Source organism: Romboutsia sp. (assembly GCF_056995035.1).
Map to the genome: position 1 here is coordinate 1 of NZ_JBXKIW010000046.1, position 16,882 is coordinate 16,882.

At 29.0% G+C, this 16,882-nt stretch carries 18 protein-coding genes; 3 read left to right on the forward strand and 15 right to left on the reverse strand.

Features of this window, described 5'->3' with window-relative positions:
* Positions 1-84: 84 nt before the first annotated feature.
* Positions 85-750, reverse strand: a complete 666-nt coding sequence (locus tag AC11VW_RS06020) for a HEAT repeat domain-containing protein (RefSeq protein WP_484300496.1) — start codon at positions 748-750, stop codon at positions 85-87.
* Between the two features lie 8 nt (positions 751-758).
* Complete coding sequence (gene hflX / locus AC11VW_RS06025; RefSeq protein ID WP_484300497.1) at positions 759-2,042, reverse strand: GTPase HflX; 1,284 nt, start codon at positions 2,040-2,042, stop codon at positions 759-761.
* 139 nt (positions 2,043-2,181) lie between these two features.
* Between hflX and AC11VW_RS06030 the strand changes: the two genes are divergently transcribed.
* On the forward strand, positions 2,182-2,445 hold the full coding sequence (locus AC11VW_RS06030) for a cysteine-rich small domain-containing protein (protein ID WP_484300498.1): 264 nt from the start codon (positions 2,182-2,184) through the stop codon (positions 2,443-2,445).
* A 35-nt stretch (positions 2,446-2,480) separates the two neighbouring features.
* On the opposite strand, the gene AC11VW_RS06035 is transcribed toward AC11VW_RS06030, so the two are convergent.
* From AC11VW_RS06035 to AC11VW_RS06050, 4 genes are all read right to left on the reverse strand, one after another.
* On the reverse strand, positions 2,481-3,116 hold the full coding sequence (locus AC11VW_RS06035; RefSeq protein WP_484300499.1) for a TIGR01906 family membrane protein: 636 nt from the start codon (positions 3,114-3,116) through the stop codon (positions 2,481-2,483).
* Between the two features lie 87 nt (positions 3,117-3,203).
* On the reverse strand, positions 3,204-4,754 hold the full coding sequence (locus AC11VW_RS06040; RefSeq protein ID WP_484300500.1) for an ABC-F family ATP-binding cassette domain-containing protein: 1,551 nt from the start codon (positions 4,752-4,754) through the stop codon (positions 3,204-3,206).
* Between the two features lie 386 nt (positions 4,755-5,140).
* Positions 5,141-5,848, reverse strand: coding sequence for a zinc dependent phospholipase C family protein (locus AC11VW_RS06045; RefSeq protein WP_484300501.1), 708 nt, complete (start codon positions 5,846-5,848; stop codon positions 5,141-5,143).
* 57 nt (positions 5,849-5,905) lie between these two features.
* Positions 5,906-6,712 (reverse strand): N-acetylmuramoyl-L-alanine amidase, encoded by an 807-nt coding sequence (locus AC11VW_RS06050; protein WP_484300502.1) that lies wholly within the window; start codon positions 6,710-6,712, stop codon positions 5,906-5,908.
* Between the two features lie 730 nt (positions 6,713-7,442).
* On the opposite strand from AC11VW_RS06050, the gene AC11VW_RS06055 reads away from it, so the two are divergent.
* Positions 7,443-8,276, forward strand: a complete 834-nt coding sequence (locus AC11VW_RS06055; protein ID WP_484300503.1) for a SpoIVB peptidase S55 domain-containing protein — start codon at positions 7,443-7,445, stop codon at positions 8,274-8,276.
* Between the two features lie 45 nt (positions 8,277-8,321).
* On the opposite strand, the gene yunB is transcribed toward AC11VW_RS06055, so the two are convergent.
* Entirely contained in the window at positions 8,322-9,020 is a 699-nt protein-coding gene (yunB, locus tag AC11VW_RS06060) for a sporulation protein YunB (RefSeq protein ID WP_484300504.1), read from the reverse strand.
* 438 nt (positions 9,021-9,458) lie between these two features.
* Here yunB and AC11VW_RS06065 point away from each other — a divergent pair, with 438 nt between their 5' ends.
* Complete coding sequence (locus AC11VW_RS06065) at positions 9,459-12,128, forward strand: transglycosylase domain-containing protein (RefSeq protein ID WP_484300505.1); 2,670 nt, start codon at positions 9,459-9,461, stop codon at positions 12,126-12,128.
* Between the two features lie 130 nt (positions 12,129-12,258).
* Here the strand turns inward: AC11VW_RS06065 and spoVAE are convergent, their stop codons facing one another.
* The 8 genes from spoVAE to spoIIAA form a co-directional block, all read right to left on the reverse strand.
* A complete protein-coding gene (gene spoVAE / locus AC11VW_RS06070) occupies positions 12,259-12,621 on the reverse strand; it encodes a stage V sporulation protein AE (RefSeq protein ID WP_484300506.1) in 363 nt (120 codons plus the stop codon).
* 6 nt (positions 12,622-12,627) lie between these two features.
* On the reverse strand, positions 12,628-13,644 hold the full coding sequence (gene spoVAD / locus AC11VW_RS06075) for a stage V sporulation protein AD (RefSeq protein WP_484300507.1): 1,017 nt from the start codon (positions 13,642-13,644) through the stop codon (positions 12,628-12,630).
* A gap of 12 nt (positions 13,645-13,656) precedes the next feature.
* A complete protein-coding gene (gene spoVAC, locus AC11VW_RS06080; protein ID WP_484300508.1) occupies positions 13,657-14,097 on the reverse strand; it encodes a stage V sporulation protein AC in 441 nt (146 codons plus the stop codon).
* A gap of 4 nt (positions 14,098-14,101) precedes the next feature.
* Positions 14,102-14,518, reverse strand: coding sequence for a stage V sporulation protein AB (locus tag AC11VW_RS06085; RefSeq protein ID WP_484300509.1), 417 nt, complete (start codon positions 14,516-14,518; stop codon positions 14,102-14,104).
* Positions 14,519-14,526: 8 nt separating this feature from the next.
* Entirely contained in the window at positions 14,527-15,114 is a 588-nt protein-coding gene (locus AC11VW_RS06090; protein ID WP_484300510.1) for a stage V sporulation protein AA, read from the reverse strand.
* Positions 15,115-15,250: 136 nt separating this feature from the next.
* On the reverse strand, positions 15,251-16,015 hold the full coding sequence (locus AC11VW_RS06095; protein ID WP_484300511.1) for a SigF/SigG family RNA polymerase sporulation sigma factor: 765 nt from the start codon (positions 16,013-16,015) through the stop codon (positions 15,251-15,253).
* 26 nt (positions 16,016-16,041) lie between these two features.
* Positions 16,042-16,470 carry an anti-sigma F factor gene (spoIIAB, locus tag AC11VW_RS06100; protein ID WP_484300512.1) on the reverse strand — a complete coding sequence of 143 codons (429 nt, stop codon included), beginning with the start codon at positions 16,468-16,470 and terminating at the stop codon, positions 16,042-16,044.
* Between the two features lie 12 nt (positions 16,471-16,482).
* Positions 16,483-16,818, reverse strand: coding sequence for an anti-sigma F factor antagonist (spoIIAA, locus tag AC11VW_RS06105; RefSeq protein WP_484300513.1), 336 nt, complete (start codon positions 16,816-16,818; stop codon positions 16,483-16,485).
* Positions 16,819-16,882: the final 64 nt, after the last annotated feature.

Here is a 16,882-nt window from a genome sequence, read left to right on the forward strand (position 1 = left end):
TTTTTATGTTAAATTATGGAGATACACCATAGGTAAATAGTTAATTTGTTAATTATATGTTAAGATTTTTATGTTTATGTTATGTTATTTATCTAAATTTTCTAACATGTCGATAGCTTCTTCATAAGCCCTTAACACATAATCTTTTTCAAATTGCTTTTTACTTTTAAGTTGTCTTAACATTCTCAAACTATTTTTATTTCCTGTCTTAGCAAGTGCCTTTGCACAGTACTGCCTAGTTTGCGGATTTGTATCATAAAGACCTCTTTGCAAATAGTCTCTACTACTTGGTGATTCAATTTTTCTAAGCGCTGAGTAAGTTATTCTTCTTACATCTGAGTGTCTATGGCTAGTGAGTGGGTGTAGTAAATTTAAAAACTTATCGTCTTTTAATTCACCTGTTGCCCAAATTAAAATCATTAAATCTTCAGCATTTTTTTCAATAAGTATTCTCTTGTAAAGTTTTCTCTTTAAATCTAGCAATCTTTCTGAATTTAAACTATTCATAAATTCAAGCCTATCAGATTTATTTAATTCTAGAAATTTATCTATAACATCTTTAGATAATTCTACTTTATCTTTAAGCATTGCCTTTATTTCTAGTTTAGCCATTATTAATTGATCATTGATTTCTGAAGTTGACATATTCCTTATTTTACTGATTTGATATACTGTTTTTGATTCTTTGTATAGAAGATATGTTATGTAATAATCTTCTAAGTTGTCTATATTATCCCAACTTATATTCATACTATTACCTACTTATCTAATACATACTCTTTATATATATTATAATCTTCTTCTGCTAAATTTACATTAAGCATTATTCCATTTTCTACATATTCAAAGTTTGCTACATTATATTTATCTTTAACTCTACTAAATATATCCCCTCTTTCATAGGGTAATAAAAGTGTTACTGGATATGTATTTTCCATTATAGCATTTTCTACAAGCTGTAATAATTCATCCATATTTATACCTTTTTTAGCTGATATATATATTGTATCCTCAGTAGTTTTAGGGTATATATCTAATTCTAATCTATCTATTTTATTATAAACAAGTATAGTTTTTTTATCATTTGCGCCTAATTCTTTAAGCACAGTCTCTGTAGTTTTCTTTTGAAGCTCATAACAACTATTAGTGGCATCTATTACATGGAGAATTAAATCTGCATAATGAACCTCTTCTAACGTTGCCTTAAATGCTTCTACTAAATCATGAGGAAGCTTACTAACAAATCCAACAGTATCTACTACTAAGAATTCTTTTTTATTTGGTAAAAGTGCTTTTCTAAGTGTTACATCTAACGTAGCGAAAAGCATATCTTTTGCTAATACTTCTTTTTCTTTCTCATAATCTTTATGTGTTTTTATCATTTCATTTAATAAGGTAGATTTTCCTGCATTTGTATATCCTACAATTGCAACTATAGGTATATTTGATTTTAAACGTTGAACTCTTTGAGTCTCTCTAATTTTTTTAACCTCTTTAAGTTCACGTCTAATATCTGCTGCTTTGTTAAGTATATGTCTTTTATCTATTTCTAACTTTTGTTCTCCTGGTCCTCTAGCACCTATACCCGCACCAGTTCTACTCATTGCTCCACGCATTCCAGAAAGCCTAGGTAGTCTATATTTCAACTGAGCTATTTCGACTTGAAGCTTCCCTTCCTTAGTTAATGCCCTTTGAGCAAATATATCAAGTATTAAAGTAGTTCTATCTATAACTTTTATTCCTACCACTTCTTCTATATTTCTTATGTGTGCTCCTGATAATTCATCATTGAAAACTACCATCGTAGCATCTAACGATTCACAGTATGCTTTTATTTCTTCTACTTTTCCTTTTCCTATATAAAATGCTGCATCTCTTGTTTGCTTGTTTTGAATTAAACTTCCTACTACTTCAGCACCTGCTGCTTTTGCTAGTTCTTTTAATTCATCCATTGATTCATTTATGTCTATATCATCAATTTTTCTTGTTATAGATGTTATATTAAGACCTACAAGCAATGCTCTTTCTCTTTTTTCTTCCATTATTAACACCTCATTTTTTAATACCTATGTAAATTTTTTATGTTATGCCTATACTTTCGTCACTATTTTTTTTATTATACCACTAATGTAAATATTTAGTATAATTATATTAGTTTCATAAAATTAGGAGGTAAATGATATGAGTGAAAATTATAAATTCTTCAATCACAAAACTTGTGAATATTTCCCTTGTCATAAAACTAATAAACCTGAAGATTTTAATTGTTTATTTTGCTACTGCCCTTTATATGCTTTAGGTAAAAACTGTGGTGGAAACTTTCAATACAGTGAAAAGGGCATTAAAGACTGCTCTAAATGTATGCTTCCTCATAATAAAAATAACTATGAATATATTATGGGTAAATTTCAAGATATTATTAAGATTACCAACAAAGGAGATTAAAATTCACTTTGCATAATATTAAAAAAGAGAGCATATTACTGCTCTCTTTTTTTTCTCAACAATCTATATATACTATAAATTACCACGCTAGATAGTAATGTAAGAACTATTATCATAAGTCCAGCATGAAAGAAAAATTGTTCAGGCAGCATAGTTATAACAGGATCTATTCTTGGATCAAATATCCAATAATCATTGCTAAACATCAATTTATGAAAAATCACAAAACTGTCTTCAAAATTTATTATTATCGGTAATGCTAAAAATATCGGTATACTGATTAAAGCTTTCCATGTTGTATTTAAAAAATCTATTTGTTTATTTTTTATATTTATAAATAAACCTATAATTGAGATAATAAAGCATAGATTAAATAATTTATTTAAATTTTGAAAAATAGCTCTAACTTCTTCAAAGTGTATTTTTCCTTGAGGTGATGATTTTATAGTTGGCATTTCAAAATTAGCCTCATCTTTACTTAAATTATAATCTATTAAGTAATCATAGTTTAACCTTATTTCTTCTTCTGATAGATTTGATAATTCAGGTATATTTAACTTACCTATATCATAGTAATAAATTTCTTTAAATCCTACAGTAAATTTTATTACTCCGATTATTATTAATATGCTAAAACATACCGAAAATATTATATTTAAAATTTTTTTCATCTATACAGTACCCCTAGATTTTTCTACTTATTTTTTAATAATTCTTCAACTTATTTCTATATATATTATTTATTTTATTACCTATGATTATACTATCTTCGTAGTAAAATCTTCTATATTCCAAACGTCATCAACTATGTCCATATAGAACTCAGGTTCATGGCAAACTAAAAGAACTGTTCCTTTGAATTCTCTTATAGCTTTCTTTAACTCATCTTTAGCTTCTACGTCTAAGTGGTTTGTCGGTTCATCTAGTACTAGTAAATTTATACTCTTTAGCATAATCTTACATAACCTTACCTTAGCTGCTTCTCCTCCACTTAAAACTCTCATTTGGCTAGTTATATGTTCATTAGTTAATCCACACTTTGCAAGGTATTGTCTTACCTCAAAGTTTGTAAGACCTGGGAATTCAGCCCATACTTCCTCCATAGGAGTGTTGTAGTTTTCTCTTGAGCTTTCTTGTTCAAAGTATCCAACTTCTAAATAATCACCTAATTTAACTTCTCCATCAAAAGGCTTTATTATTCCAAGTAAAGTTCTAAGTAATGTAGATTTACCTACACCATTCATACCCTTTAATGCAACTTTCTTATTTCTTTCTAACGTAAAGTTAAGAGGCTTAGTTAAAGCTTCATCGTATCCTAATATTAAGCTTTCACTTTCAAATACAAATCTACTTGGTACTCTAGCTTCTTTAAATCCAAACGTAGGCTTTATCTTTTCTTTTGGTTTTTCTAATACTTCCATTTTATCTAATTGCTTTTGTCTACTATTAGCCATACCACGAGTAGCAACTCTAGCTTTATTTCTAGCTACAAAGTCTTCTAGTCTCTTTCTTTCTTCAACTTGTCTATCATAAGCTTGTTCTTCTTGACGTTTCTTTATTTCATTAAGTCTTACAAACTCATCATAATTTCCTTTGTATCTATTTAATTCTCCATTTTCCATATGATAAATTACATTACATGTATTGTTTATAAAGTCTATATCATGAGATACTAATATGAAACTATTTTCATACTCTTGAAGATATCTTGTTAACCAGTTTATATGATCTTCATCTAAGTAGTTTGTAGGCTCATCTAATATTAATATCGTAGGATTTTCAAGTAATAATTTAGTTAAAAGTACTTTAGTTCTTTGACCCCCACTTAAATCAGTTACATCTTTGTCTAATCCTATTTCTCCTAATCCCAATCCATTTGCAACTTCTTGGATTTTAGCATCTATCATATAGAATCCACTATTTTCTAATATAGTTTGTATTTCTGCAGTTTCTTCTAATAATTTTGTCATTTCATCATCATTAGCTTCACCCATTTTATCATACATACCTATCATTTCTTGTTCTAAGTCGAACATTGATTTAAATGCTTCTCTTAATATGTCTCTTATAGTATTTCCTTTACTAAGTACTGTATGTTGATCTAAATAACCTACAGTAGCTCTTGATGACCAATTTATATTACCAGCATCCGGCATAAGCTTTTTTGTTATTATATTTAAAAAACTTGATTTCCCTTCTCCATTAGCACCAACTAATGCTATATGTTCACCTTTTCTAAGTCTAAATGAAACATTTTCTAGTATAGTTCTCGATCCGAAACCATGACTTACATTTTCTACTACTAGCATTCTTCCACCTCTTTGTTAATTTTTATTGTCTGTATATTCTATATTATAATATATTCTTTTTTAACTTAAATCAAGTATAGTGGACAACACTTCTTAAGTTTATTATTATATATTTTACTTTTTACAAATTATATCTATAATTTATATAGTAAATATGAATCATAGAACTCTGATATACAAAAAAATAAAATCAGATTATACATGTATTAATGAACTTATAATACATCTATTTTCTAATTTTACTTATATAAATAGTAAATCATTACTGTAAATATTATTAAAAAGACTTCATTTGAACATTTATAATGAAATCTTTTTTGAAGCACGTATACAAAATTTTAAAATGAATATAATTTCCTATGTGCTATAAAAAATATATACCCTTCTTATATATACATCAAATCTTCAAAGAACATTATCATACAACCAGCGGTAGTTTTTTGGGATAGTGTGATACTCTTAACTGCAGTTAAATAAAACTTAGTATTTAAATCTGTTATATTTCTATACATATAATCTATGCTAAGCGCATGCATAGAATTATAGTCTGCATACTCTTCTATACTATTTAGTATTACCGGTTTTTCATGTGATTTAAATCTTTTTATTTTTCTATAATTTGACTTTACGTAAACTTCAAACTGTCTATGATTATCTAATAATCTTCCCTTAGCATGCTGTGGAATTGTTAAATCTTGTATTATATGACATGCTGCTCCAAAGAAAAACATACTTCTTTCATAATTATCCATTACATAATATTTCAATGCTTTATTGTAATAACTTTTAGCTACTGTCATTGCATTATCATCATATCCATATTTACCTTTACCCTCTTTAGGATTATAAAAGTGGTGATATGATTTAAAATCTTGATCTGCCCAAACTAAACCCTGATTAATTTGTGGTAGATATTCCTTAAACAACTTATATTCCTTCTCGTATCCTTCATTTTTTAATATGTCTATTGAATTTGCTTGGATAAATAAGTGCACTTCACAAGTTGTCTTAATTATACTTTTTTTTATTGGATTTACTGCTTTAAATGTGCTTGCTAATGCTGTTGCATAGGCACTCTCTAGTTTTTTTTTCATTGTCATCACCTAATTTATTTAGTCATAAAAATCTGATTCATTCCTATCAGCTACAACCTACAAGCCATTCTCATTGCTCTTTTTAGCTGTTGGATCTATAAAATACTGCTCTACTCCATCTGCAATACTTTGCATTAATTTTCTTTGATAATCAGGATTAGACATCATTTGATCTTCATTATAGTTACTTAAAAATCCCATTTCTACTAAAATCACAGGTACTTTAGACCAATTAAACCCTGTCAAATCTCCTCTTTCAAATATTCCATTAATTTCTATTCCTGACTTTTTCATTTGCTCTTGAACATATTGAGCGCACTTATTACTTTTTTCATATATATTAGATGTATATTTACTGCCCTTAGCTGGTACTAATACTGATGCTCCTGTTTTTGATGAGTTACCTAAGCTGTCTGCATGTATCCTTATAACCATATCTGCATTTTTTTCATTTGCAAGTCTAGCTCTTTCTGCATTACTTATGTTTACATCATTAGTTTCTCTAGTCATAACAACACGATATCCCTTACCTTCTAATATATGTTTTAAAACTATAGATGCTTCTAAATTTAATATATATTCTGGTTTTTTAGTTGCTACTCCTGTAGCGCCTGACGACACTCTTGCCTTAGTTTGTGATGAACCTGGTGCTACAGCTTCTGGATTACTATCTCCCTTTTCTTGATGCCCTGGATCTATGCATATTAATAAACTTTTATCATCTTCTGTATTGTTCTTATTTTTATTAATTGCTTTATTAATTAAATTAGTACTTTTATAAATATTTGTAACTGGATTTGTAGTGCCTATAAGTATTATTCCCATAGCAATTATAACTGTAACTAATAGCCTATATTTTTTCATATCCATGCCCCTTTCATAGTAAATAACTTTTTAAAATCGCAAAATATTTCAATAAAACTTTATTTTATATTTTAGAATAGAATTTTGTTATTAAATCCTTTTTATATTATTTCCAATATTTATATTTTTATTTAATTTTGTTACTATAATTCTTATTTTCTAAAATTTTTATTTTCTAAAATTCACATATATATTTATATACGTCCTTTATTACGATATATTTATAAGATATAATTATAATAATTGAAACAAAATAAAACACTTAATTAATAACTCTATTAATTAAGTGTTTTTATTTTTTTTACATACTTTCCATTTATAAACTTTTCTATGTATCATATTTAATATAAAAATATTATTGTTTTTGATTGAACCTATGATATTTTTATATTTTCATATTTTGTTTGTATATTATAGTCTTATATTTCTAAGTAATTTATTAATTATTCCTTTATGTAAACTACGGTTTTAATGTTTCAGTTTTCCAAGCATCAAAAATAAATTACTGTAGAAAATAGTATTACAACACCGATAAATCATTTAAGTATTGACAGAAAGAAGGTGTTTTACTATTTTAAAACTATCTTATTCTAAAAGACAAAACTTAATAAAATTAAAATGTATTTTAATTATATCTTTTTTATTTTTATTATATTTTTTCTCTAATGATTTAATTTATGCACAGTCTAATCAAAAACCTGATTCAAATTATTTGATACCTATTGGTAATGTGCTACAGATTGATGCTGAGTTAAATAATATAATAGTAAGAAATTCTGTCGAAGGATTACCTTTTACTTTAGGAGATGCTATATTAAGTATTGATAGTATACCTATTAGTAACTATGGAGAGTTTTGTGATATCTTATCTAAATTCTCCATTGATGATAAAATATCAATTCTAGTAGGTCGAGGAAATCACCAATTTACAATAAGTACTAATAAAGAAGATTTAGAAAAAGTTAATTTTAATAACTTATTATGTGGGTTTGCTACTTTAACTTATATAAATCCAGATACAAGTGAGTTTGGTGCTGTTGCACATCCTATAAGTGTTGGTACTTCTAAAAAAATACCAATAAAAAATGGTCATATTTCTACAACTACAGATTTAAATATACAAAAATCATGTAATGGCAATGTTGGATCTATAAGTGCTAAAAGAAAAGATGTTATTGGTAGATTTAATACTAATACTGACTTTGGTATAAAAGGTAAAATAGTAGGTTTTGATACTTCTAATTTAAAATCGTATAAAGTAGCATCTTTAGATGAAATCAAATTAGGTAAAGCACAAATACTTTTACAAACTAATTCATCTAATTGTGAGAAATTTGATATACAAATTGTAGATATTAATAGGCAAAGGTCTCCACAATCAAAAACTTTTAAAATTAAAATAACAGATAAAAATTTATTAATACAAACTGGTGGCATAGTTCAAGGAATGAGTGGAACTCCTATAATTCAAGATAATAAAATAATAGGTGCTATATCTCATGCTGTTGAAAATGATCCTACACTAGGATACGCAGTTTTCATTCAATGGATGATGGCAAATTAATAGTTATTAAAAGTCAGTTATGGCAATTGCCATAACTGACTAAATTTATTTTGTATCCTTTATTTGTGATCTGGGTAGTACATTTAATACTTCTTTTTCTGGTATATTTACATAACTATTTGGTACATCTCCTACAATTATAGTTTCACATATAGGTATTTGTACTTTCACTTCCTTAGTTGATGTAGTAAGCGGTATTACTACTTTTACTTGAGTTTTTGCTTCTAAGTAAATTCTATGTCTCGATTGATTGATACCTGAAGACTCAAAATCAGTCTTAAAATCTACAGATACAGTTCCGATAGGTTGTATTGATACTTTTAATTGAGGTCCATATTTAGCCAATATAGGACTTCCTAAAGCTGTTCCTATTGGTATATATGAAGTTGTAGTTTTTACTTGTTTTAATTCTTCTTGAATCTGTAGGGCTACATCAGCTGCTATTTTATTCATCATTATAGTATTTGCTTGAATCATTGTTATTTTTCCCTCAGAATCTATTTTTGTATGCATTAAATCTGAATAATTTATTTTATCTTTAACTATTTCTCCAACAGCTTTATTTATAGATCTGTTTGCAAGTTCTAATGCCTTAGTTTCTGCTAATACAGTTATCGTTGGCCTTAGACTATGATCTACATATATAAAACTGCCTATGAGTACAGACAACCCAAATATCATTGAGAATATAACTATGATTTTATTAAAATTATTATCGTTATAATCCATTCCTCTCTTTTTCATAAATTCCCCCTTAATATTTTATGTAGTAACTATTAAGGATTTGCTTTTTTAATAAAAATAAAAATTTTTTATTATATTATTTTTATTTAATATTTCTAATAATATCTTCTATAAACAAACTATCACATATTTTTTATATTATTAGATAAAAATAATCACTATAGGATTAGAATAAACTCTTATTTTAATATTCAAAGGAGTATATTATATACTTATTATATTATAAAGAGATTACACAATATGTATATAATATATAATCTCTTAGGATTAAAATAAATATATTTATTTTGTTTTAACATTTATATTCTCCATTTATATAGTATTTTTTTTTATTTAGCATATATATAAAGTGTTACATTATATTCATTTTTATTATGTGATTAGAAAATTTTATATATATGTGGTATAATATTGCATTAAGTAAGGAGGTTAGACTTAATGAGTAATGATAACGATAAAAATAAAAATAAAATTAGACGAAAAACGGTGAGTTCTTCTAATAATAAGACTAGTTCTTCTAATAATAGATCTAGTTCTTCTACTCCAACCAATATAAATCGTTCTAAATCTAGCAAGAAAAATGACAAATTTAAATTCCTTAGAGTCACAGGTATACTATTCCTAGTTTTATTAGTAGTAGGTACCGCCGGGGGAACAGGTTTAGTATTTGCTTCACTAAAAAATGTAGAACCAGTTACTAAAGCTTTTCTAGACGAAAAGACTTATCAAACAACTGAGATTAGATATTCTACAGGTGAACTTTTATCTAATGCACCTAGTATAAACAAAAAAAGCCCTGTCGCATTAGATAATATATCTAGTTACTTAGCAAAAGCTGTTATTGCTATAGAAGATGAGCGTTTCTATGAACATAACGGTGTTGATATTAAAGGTTTACTAAGATCTGTAGTTAGAACTTTAGCTGGTAATAAACAGGGTGGTAGTACAATACCTATGCAGGTATCTAAAATGTTATTAACATCTACAGAACAAAGTATACCTCGTAAGATTAAAGATATATACTATGCTTATGAGATGAGTAAAACATTGACTAAAGATGAGATACTTGAAGTTTATTTAAATAATTTCTTCGTAGGTAAAGGACTTGCTGGTGCTGAAGCTGGTGCTCATGGATATTTTGATATATCTGCTAGTGAACTTACACTTGCTCAGTCTGCACTACTTGCTGGGTCAACTAAAAACCCTTCGAAATATTCAGCTTATATGACCGCTAAATTAGAAGGAAATGAGACTAAAAAAGATGTAGAAAATAAACTATTGTTCTTTATAAATACACCTGATGATAGCCTTGATGATCCTACTGCTACAGAGCTACAAATGGTAGAAAATTTAAATGATTGGGATCTTATCCCTAGTAACGATACATATAAACAGTTACAATCAGGAGTTATGGTTGTTAGAAAAGCTGCAAATAATCCTGATGCTAAGAAAAGACAAGAAACAGTTTTAAGGAAAATGTTAGAAGTTGGATCTATAACTCAAGCAGAATTTGATGAAGCTGTTGCAGAAAAAATAGAAATAAAGCTTCCTAAGTCTCCAGATAAAGTAGCTTCTTCTGTTGAAGACCTTATAGAATATGATGTTATAGATGCTTTAATTGCACAAGGAAACACTAGAGATGAAGCTTATAATATGTTTTATAATGGCGGATTAATAATAAATACTACTATAGATCCTAAAATGCAAGATGATTTAGAAGAAGAGTATAAAAATAATAATAACTTCCCTGGTCACCACGTGGGTGCTGATGGAATGAGTCAACCTCAATCTTCAATGGTAATTCTAGACTATAGGACTGGTGAAATTAAAGCATTAGTTGGTGGTAGACATATTACGGGAAGAAAAACTTTAAATAGGGCTACTACACCTCAACAACCTGGTTCAACTATTAAGCCTTTATCAGTTTATACTCCTGCTATAGATACTTTAAAAATAACTCAATCTACAGCACTTAGTGATTCTAAGGGTGGTTACAAGTTTAATCAAAATAATAGATGGAATCCTAATACTACTACTGCAGGTAGTGGAACTATGAGTTTACGTAAGGCACTTGCTTACTCTTCAAATACAATAGCTATAAAAACTGCTGAAAAGTTAGGTAGTGATTATGAAGAGTGTATTGATGTAATGATGGATTACTTAAAGAACTTTGGTATATCAACAGTGGTGGATAGTAAAACGGCCGATGCTGGTAGCAACGACAGAAGATTCCCTTCTTTAACACTTGGAGGTATGACAAAAGGTATATCTCCACTTGAAATGGCATCTGCTTATGGTACTTTAGCTAATGGTGGTGTTTATATTGAACCAATAATGTTTACTACTATAACTAGTTATGATAGACAGTTAATAGTAAAAAATACTCCCGAAGAACATAAAGTTGTCGATCCTGAAGTAGCTTATGTTATTACTGATATGTTAAGTGCAGTTGTAACTGAAGGTCTTGGTGGTAAGGCATCTATTTCTAACGGAATGCCTGTTGCTGGTAAAACTGGTACTACTAATGAAGCTCTGGATGTATGGTTCGTAGGTTACACTCCTTACTATGTTGGTGCAACTTATATAGGGGATGATGCTGGTAGAAAAAATCCTAATACAGGTGAGACTATTGCTCGTAGAAGCATTTCTGGTGGTAGTGGAACTGCTGCTCGATTATGGTCTAAAGTCATGACACAAGTACATGAAAACTTAACAGTTACTAAATTTAAACAACCTGATAATGTATATTTTGCAAGAATTAATTTAATAGATGGTGGAAGATCATCTGGTGGTTCTAGTGCTGCTTTCATAGATGGAACAGCTCCAGATAGATATTCTTCACAACCATCTGCTCCACAAAAAACAAAAGAAGAGGAAGTTCCAAGTACTCCTGATACAGGAGATGGAGCTACTCCACCTCCTGATACTGGTGTCGGCGGAACTACTCCACCTCCTGATACTGGTGGCGGCGGAACCACTCCACCTCCTGATACTGGCGGCGGCGGAACCACTCCACCTCCTGATACTGGTGGCGGCGGAGCTACTCCACCTCCTGATACTGGCGGCGGTGGAACTACTCCACCTCCCGCTGGGGATACAGCTCAATAATTATAAGTATAAAAAAGCTAACTATTTTTAATTAATAGTTAGCTTTTTTTATTTAATCTTTCTTTAACTTTATAATCCTAATTAGTATTTTTATATCTTTTTAAATGTAATTTTTGTACTTTATTTAATCTTATGGTTTTGCTTTAGGCGTGAATACCACTGCCATTACATATCCAAAAAATATGGCTGCTGCTATCCCTCCTGCTGTAGCTGTTGTTCCGCCTATAAATATTCCTAAAAAGCCATCAGTCTCAATCGCTTTTATTACTCCTTTTGCAAGAGAATATCCAAACCCTATGATAGGAACTGTGGCACCCGATCCTCCAAATTCAACTATAGGTTCATAAACACCTAAAAAGGTTAAAATAACTCCACTAGTTACATATGTAACCATCACATATGGAGTCTGCATTTTAAAGTAATCCATAAGAATCTGAGCAATTAAACAAATTATTCCTCCAACTAAGAAAACTTTTATATAATCTATTAGCATTTTAAATCACTCCTCATTAACTATAACCACTGCATGTGCAACACATGGGATTGTTTGTTTTTGTAATGTACTTGTAGGAGATAACAATGCTCCTGTTGATACTAACATAACTTTATTAAATTCTTTTTTAACTAACTTATCGTAGACATATCCAGCAAATACTGTTGCTGAACATCCACATCCACTTCCTCCACAATGTACATCTTGTTCCTCTAAATTAAACATTTCGATACCACAGTCAGTATAAACCTTCGATATATCAATTCCTTTTTGTTTCAATAGATCTTCTGTTATTTGTTTTCCTAGCTTACCTAAATCTCCAGTTATTATTAAGTCAAAGCTATTTGGATCATCTTTTGTATCATTGAAATATGAATATATAGTGTCTATAGCTGCTGGAGCCATAGCTGCACCCATATTATTACCATCATCAAGTCCTTTATCTATTACTTTTCCTACTGTTACATATTTTACTTTTGGCCCTTTGCCATTAGGTGCTATAAGCACACTCCCTGCTCCAGTTACTGTCCATTGAGCTGTCATAGGCTTTTGATTCCCTAATTCTAGTGGGAATCTAAACTGTCTTTCTGCTGTGCAATAGTGACTAGATGTTCCTGATAAAATCAAATCTGCAAAACCACCATCTATAAGCATTGAACTTAAACACATTCCCTCTGCCATTGTAGAACAGGCTCCGTATATTCCAAAAAATGGTATACTTAGTTCTCTAGCTGCAAAAGAAGCTGGAAGTAATTGATTTATTAAATCTCCACCTAAAAGGTAATTAACATCTTCTAGTTTTTTGCCTGCTTTCTTTACTGCTTTATTCATTGCAGTCTCTACCATTTTACTTTCAGCTAACTCCCATGATTTCTCTCCATATAAATCATCAGTTAAAATCAAATCAAAGTAGTCCTTAAGTGGGCCTTCACCTTCCTTTGGCCCTACAACAGAAGCTGCAGCTATTATAGTTGGTTTATTCTCTAACTTTACGGTTCTTGTTCCTATTCTTTTACTTTTCACACTTCCATCTCCTTATTTTACAAGAGTAAAAATATAATATACAAACCCACATAAAATAGATGAACCTATCCCATATACTAATACTGGGCCTGCTATTTTAAATAAGTTTGCTGCTACCCCAAGCACATAACCTTCTCTTTTATATTCCATTGCTGGAGATACTATTGAGTTTGCAAATCCCGTTATAGGAATTATAGAACCTGCACCTGCCCTCTTACCTATAAGATCATACACACCTAAACCTGTAAGAAAAGCTCCTATAAAAATCAATGTAATCGATGTTGCAGTTGCAGCTCCTAGCTTATCTAGTCCTGCCATATTCATATATAAATCATTTATTCCTTGACCTATTACACAAATAAGCCCTCCTACTATAAATGCTAGTGTATAGTTTTTTAAATACTTAGGTTTTGGACTTATTTCATCTACATATTTTTTATAATCTTTGTCCACCTTTTTAACCTCCTTTAATTATTGTCCATCCTATAAATGAACCTACTACTTTTCCAATTAGCATAGATACTATTACATATTTTAAGCATATTATAGGTATTTTAAGCCTTCTTGTTACTATTGGAATATAATCTAGTACTTCTGTAAGTCCAGAGCTTAAAAACCCTACAAATACTCCATAACCTAATCCAAATATTATTGTACCTATTTTACCTATGTTGAAATGTAAATTTTGAATAGATATAAAGCCTCCTAATAATGTACCAATAACAAGTAATACCTCATAAAGACCTATATACTGTTTCGTTTTACTTACTTGTGCCATTCTAGGTATAATTCCTACTAATATTAATATGGCAACTACACCAGCTCCAACCATTATGCCTGATGATAATCCAAATAAAATCAAAAATCCTTTCACACAATACCTCATAGCCTTTTTCTTAATTGATCTTCAATTTCTTTATTCAAAGAAACCATCTTCAAATCCAATGGGCTAGGTTCTCCCTTTGAGTATGTAGGTATGAATTTATTAAAAAATAGAGCTACACCAATACCAATTCCTATAGAATAAGGCAACTGAAAATAAGGCATGTCTGATTTTGCATTTTTTGTTATTGCATTTACCATCATAAATTGAGATTGGGCCATATTAACATCTGCATGAAAGTTCATTATTCCCATTATAGAACCCATTAACACTACTATGGATACTATAAATACTCTTATATATTTTGTTTTATCTTTTTTATAATTATCAAAGAATATTATAATATCATCTGGTTTTAAAAAATCAAGATGTAGGTCTGGGAATTTTTCATTAACAGCTTCTATAACCTCACCTAAATGTATTACATCATAATTAGAAGTATTATTCTGGTACTCTCTTAGACAAATATTATTTATTTTACTTGCATATTCTTTAGGATATACAGCATAAATGTCTTCTAAATAAACAATTGATTTCTTTGTATTAAAAGGTTTTATAACTTTAGATGTTAAGTAAATATATTCCATTCATAATACCTCCTTGTTTCTTATTATTTGCTTAATAAAAAAAAATAAACCCCTAATTTATATAGGATTATCTATATAAGTTAGTGATTTATTTTTTAATTCATTAGGATTTTAAATATTGTTTATAATTTAAAATCTAGCTAATATATGATTTTAATTTTGATAATACTTTCTTTTCTATCCTAGATACCTGTACTTGTGAAATATTGAGTAACTCTCCAATTTCACTTTGCGTTTTATCCTCAAAGTATCTAAGCATTATAATTTGTCTTTCTCTTTTTTCTAGTTTTCCCAATACTTCTTTAAGTAAAAGATTATCAATTACTTTTTCTTCTTCACTTTCGCCTTTCATGCTTATCTTATCTATTAAGCATATTGGGTTACCCTCTTCTTCATGAATTACACTATGTAAGTATTCTACTGAAAAATTAGATTCCATAGCTATTACTAAGTCTTCTTTTTCTACATCTAGTTCTTTTGCTATTTCTTCTATACTTGGGTCTCTTCCTAGTTTTTTAGTTAATACTTCACTTTGTATTTTAGCTTTTATAGCTATTTGCTTAAGAGATCTTGAAACCTTAACCATACCATCATCTCTTAAATATCTTTTTATTTCACCTAAAATCATAGGTACAGCATAAGTTGAAAATTTAACATTAAACTTAGGATCAAATTTATATATAGCTTTCATAAGTCCTATTGATCCTAATTGGAATAAATCATCCCTATCATAACCTATATTTAAAAACTTTGTAACAACACTTCTAACTAAACCTAAATTATTAGCTATTAAAATTTCCTTAGCCTCTTCCTCTCCGTGTTGAACTTTATCTATTAATCGTAATGTCTCTTCATGGCTAAGTAATACTCTTTTTTCTTGTTTTGTTGCAGTTATCCCCATAATAAAACCTCTATTCTTTTTGGACTTTATTTAGGTAAGTTTATTTTTTTTGTCATAACAATTTTAGTTCCATCATTTTTTATTGAACTTACCGCTACACCATCCATAAAACTTTCCATCACAGTGAATCCCATACCTGATCTTTCAAGTTCTGGCTTCGATGTGTAAAGTGGTTCCATAGCCATTTGAATATCTTCTATACCATTACCTCTATCTTCTACTACAATCTTTATTTCATTTTCTTCTATCTCACATCTTAAATATACAAATTTAGATTCATCTTCATCATATCCATGTATGATAGCATTAGTTACCGCTTCTGATACTGCAGTTTTTACATCTGCTAATTCATCTAGTGTTGGATCTAGTTTTGCAGCAAAAGATGCGACTATAACTCTTGCTAAACTTTCATTTTCAGACTTGGCAGAAAATTTCACTTCCATAATATTACTCATAATATATCCCCCTTACAAAGAACTTACTACTTCTTCATATGTATCATAAATGCCTATTATCTTGTTCATCCCTGATAAGTCAAAGATCTTTTTAACTCTTGCATTTACGTTTACTACTGATACTTTTCCACCATCATTGGAAATTTTTTTATATCGTCCTATAATTACACCTATACCTGATGAATCCATGAAATTGATATTTTTAAAATCAAATATTATATTTCTAACTGACTTTGAAATTAGTATATTATCTATTTCATCTCTGACTTCATTAGTTATATGGTGATCTAGTTCTGTAGACATAAATTCTATTAATAGATTTTTTTGGTCTAAAGAATATTTTATCATTAGTCTGCCCCCTTACTATCTTCAAAAGTATTAACTTCTTAAGTTATAACTTCTCTTAACTCAC